This is a genomic window from Sphaerotilus sp., assembly GCF_041083715.1.
Lineage (GTDB): Bacteria > Pseudomonadota > Gammaproteobacteria > Burkholderiales > Burkholderiaceae_C > Sphaerotilus.
On record NZ_JBFPGY010000132.1, the window covers coordinates 1 to 3,240 of the forward strand.

Here is a 3,240-nt window from a genome sequence, read left to right on the forward strand (position 1 = left end):
ACTTCTTCTCGGCGTACCCGGACCGTGCCGAGGCGATCGACGAGGTCGCCAGCCACCTCCGCAAGTTCTGGGAGCCGAGGATGCGGCGGCAGCTGTATGCCTACCTGGATGGTCCGCAAGGCGGCGCTGGACTGGGCGATCTGGTGCGGGAGGCGGTCACGTCCCGACGGGCCATGCTGGTGCCCGAGGCCTCGCCAGACCGACTGAACGGCGGGCCGCGGCCGGTCACGGGCGGGTGATGGGTGTGCTGCTGCGCAGGTTGGTCGCTGCTTTGTAGGTCATCGCGGCGCCACTGAGCTGGGTCACGGCCAAGGTCACGTCCGCGGCGGCCGTGGGCAGGTTGACGCTTTTCAGCACGCAGGCGCCGGTGGCCGTGGTGATGCACGTCACCAGGTTGGACTTGTTGGAGAACTGCGCGGTGACCGTCACGTCCTTCTGCGGGAGGTTGTCCTCGTTGTGCACGGTGACGGTCACGCTGGCCTGCCAGCTGGTGCGGGTCAGCGTCTTGCCGCTGGGAGTCAGCTGCGCGACATGCACGTCCCACGGCGTGGGAAAGTACAGCTGCCGGCCCGGTCCGGTGAACAGCAGCTTGTTGGGGGATCCCCTGGAATCCGTGATGCGCGAGGGTGTCGCCTGGTAGAGCATCTGGGTGGCGACCTGCGCGGGTGTCAGCTTCGGTCGCTCCTGCAGCAGCAGGGCGGCGGCACCCGTCACGTGCGGCGCCGCCATGGACGTACCGCTCAGGGTGGTCCAGCCGTGCGGATTGGACGCTGCGGCGGAGCTGATGGCGGAGCCAGGCGCGAACAGGTCCACGCAGCGGCCGAAGTTCGAGAAGCTGGAGCGTGCGTCATTGGACGTGCTGGAAGCCACCGTCAGCACCGCCGGTGCACGTGCCGGCGACTGGGTACAGGCATCGGCATTGCCATTGCCGGCGGACACCGAAACCGTGAAACCCGCCCCCGTCAGGCGGGTGACTGCGTCGTCCAGCGCGCTGCTGAGGTTGCTGCCGAGGCTGAGATTGACGACACCCGGACGCTTGCCATTGGCCATGATCCAGTCGAAGCCGAGGAGGATGTCGCTCACGCTGCCGCTGCCGAAGCAGTTCATCACCCGGACCGGCACCAGGGTGGCGCCAGAGGCCACGCCCGACATCGCGCCGGCGGCCGTGCCCGCGACGTGGGTGCCGTGACCGTTGCAGTCGGCCGTGCCCCGCCCGTCCTGGATGGCGTCTAGGCCATCGTCTGCGAGTCGGCTGCCGAATTCGTCATGGGCGCTGATGCCGGTGTCGACGATGTAGATGTGCACGCCTCGGCCATCCAGGCTGCTCCGGAACTCGTTGTTCAGCGGCAGCGCCATCTGATCGATGCGGTCCAGGCCCCAGACCCGGTTGTCGAGCGAGCGGGTGATCACCGTGGTGGCTGGCGCGGTGGTGGTGACGGTCTGCGCTGCGCCGATGCTGGCGACCCGGTCGTGTTCGATGCGGGTCACTGCCGGGTCATTCTGCAGGCGCTCCACGAAGCTGGCTGCTTCGGATGGCGGCACTGTGACCGCGAAGCCCTGCAGCGCATGGGCATAGATCCGGTGGGCCTGCATGCCGGCGGAGGCCCCCATCAGTCGGGCCGTGACGGACTGCACGGCCCGTTCGGCCTGCACCTGTGGAGCCTCGGCACCGAGCGTGCGGGCGTTCAGGCGAACGTTTTCCGCGACGACCGCGGCGTTGAGCGTGACAATGAAGTGCGCGCTGTCCGGTGCGCTGTCCGGGCTCAGGGCGGCCCTTGCCAGAAGCTCCGATGCGTCGAGGTGGTCGAGTTCGACCGTGGCCGTGCTGGTCCCCGCCGGATTGCCGCCGTCATCGCCGCCGCCGCCGCAGGCGATCAGCAAGACGGCGAGCATGGTGGTGATCACCCTCTGGTGAAGCCTGTGCGATTTTTGCATCTTCGAGTCGTCCGGAGGAGCGTGCCGGGAGAAGCCGGAAAGAGGCGGCCGGTGGGTCCTTCGTGTTGTCGATCGCTGCAAAAGAAAGTGAATCTCCGCCTTTTCATTTCGATGCGCTGTGACTGGCATGTGTGAATTCGTGCGCGTACATATCGTGCGCTGCACGCCAGGCCGCGCAGACACGGGGCGTTTCGATCGATGGCCCCGCTTACTATTCAAGCCCTCACTTTTCCTTGACCATGCTCCATCGGACCGACGTCTCCCGCATACCACCCCCGCCAGCAGATCTGCTGCCTCCGGCCGGTGGGCGCACGCTGGTCAGCGTGATCGGTGCACCCATCGATGCCATTTCCTGGGACGAGACCTGTGCCGTGATCACCGGATGGGCCGCTCGTCGGGAGAGTCGCTATGTCTGCATCTGCAATGTCCACTCGGTGATCACCGCGCAGCAGGACCCTGACTTCCACGACGTCATCCAGCAGGCGGACATGGCCACACCGGACGGAGCCCCGGTCGCCTGGATGATGCGCCGGCTCGGCTACCGCGACCAGATGCGCATCAACGGTCCCGATCTGATGTTCCGGTATTGCGCACAGGCGTCCCGGCGGGACGAGCGCGTCTTCCTGTATGGCAATACGCCGGAGACACTGGAGACGCTCCAGCAACGATTGCACAAGGCGTTTCCGACCCTCCAGATCGCTGGCTGCTACTCGCCGCCGTTCCGTGCATTGACATCCGAGGAGGATGCCGAGATCGTGCAGCGCATCAATGCCTCCGGCGCCGGCACGGTCTGGGTCAGCCTGGGTTGCCCGAAGCAGGAGCGCTGGATGGCGGCTCACCGCGGACGCATCAACGCCGTCATGGTGGGTGTCGGCGCGGCGTTCGACTACCACGCCGGCACGTTGCAGCGTGCACCGGTGTGGATGCAGCGGCATGGTCTGGAGTGGCTGCACCGGTTCTGGTCCGAGCCGCGCCGCCTCGGTCGCCGCTACCTGACCACCAACACCAAGTTCATGCTGCAGGTCGTGAAGCAGCTGTTGAGCCGCTGAGGAGGCCAGCACCGTGCACAAGCTGGATTCTTGCCGGTCTGACCGGACGCAGCACCAGGTTCTGGGCGTGCCGGTTGATGTGCTGGACTGGGCGACAGCGGTGGCGCGCATCTGCGACTGGGCCGAACGGCGCGAGTCGCGTTACGTATCGATCTGCGATGCCCACTCGATCGTTCGGGCCAGCCGGGATCCGGTGCATGGGCGGCACATTGCCGGCGCGGACATGGTGACGCCGGACGGCTGGCCCGTGGCCTGG

General features: G+C 67.0%; 4 protein-coding genes. 3 read left to right on the forward strand and 1 reads right to left on the reverse strand.

The window, feature by feature from the left end; all coding sequences use genetic code 11:
* On the forward strand, positions 1–239 hold a 239-nt coding region (locus tag AB3X43_RS06240), incomplete at its 5' end, for a formate dehydrogenase subunit delta (protein WP_369429002.1).
* Here the strand turns inward: AB3X43_RS06240 and AB3X43_RS06245 are convergent.
* Entirely contained in the window at positions 226–1,893 is a 1,668-nt protein-coding gene (locus AB3X43_RS06245) for a S8 family peptidase (protein WP_369429003.1), read from the reverse strand. The genes AB3X43_RS06240 and AB3X43_RS06245 overlap by 14 nt on opposite strands.
* Before the next feature lie 281 nt (positions 1,894–2,174).
* Here AB3X43_RS06245 and AB3X43_RS06250 point away from each other — a divergent pair, with 281 nt between their 5' ends.
* Complete coding sequence (locus AB3X43_RS06250) at positions 2,175–2,984, forward strand: WecB/TagA/CpsF family glycosyltransferase (RefSeq protein ID WP_369429005.1); 810 nt, start codon at positions 2,175–2,177, stop codon at positions 2,982–2,984.
* Positions 2,985–2,997: 13 nt separating this feature from the next.
* Positions 2,998–3,240 (forward strand): WecB/TagA/CpsF family glycosyltransferase (locus AB3X43_RS06255; RefSeq protein WP_369429004.1); only part of this gene is annotated, 243 nt, incomplete at its 3' end.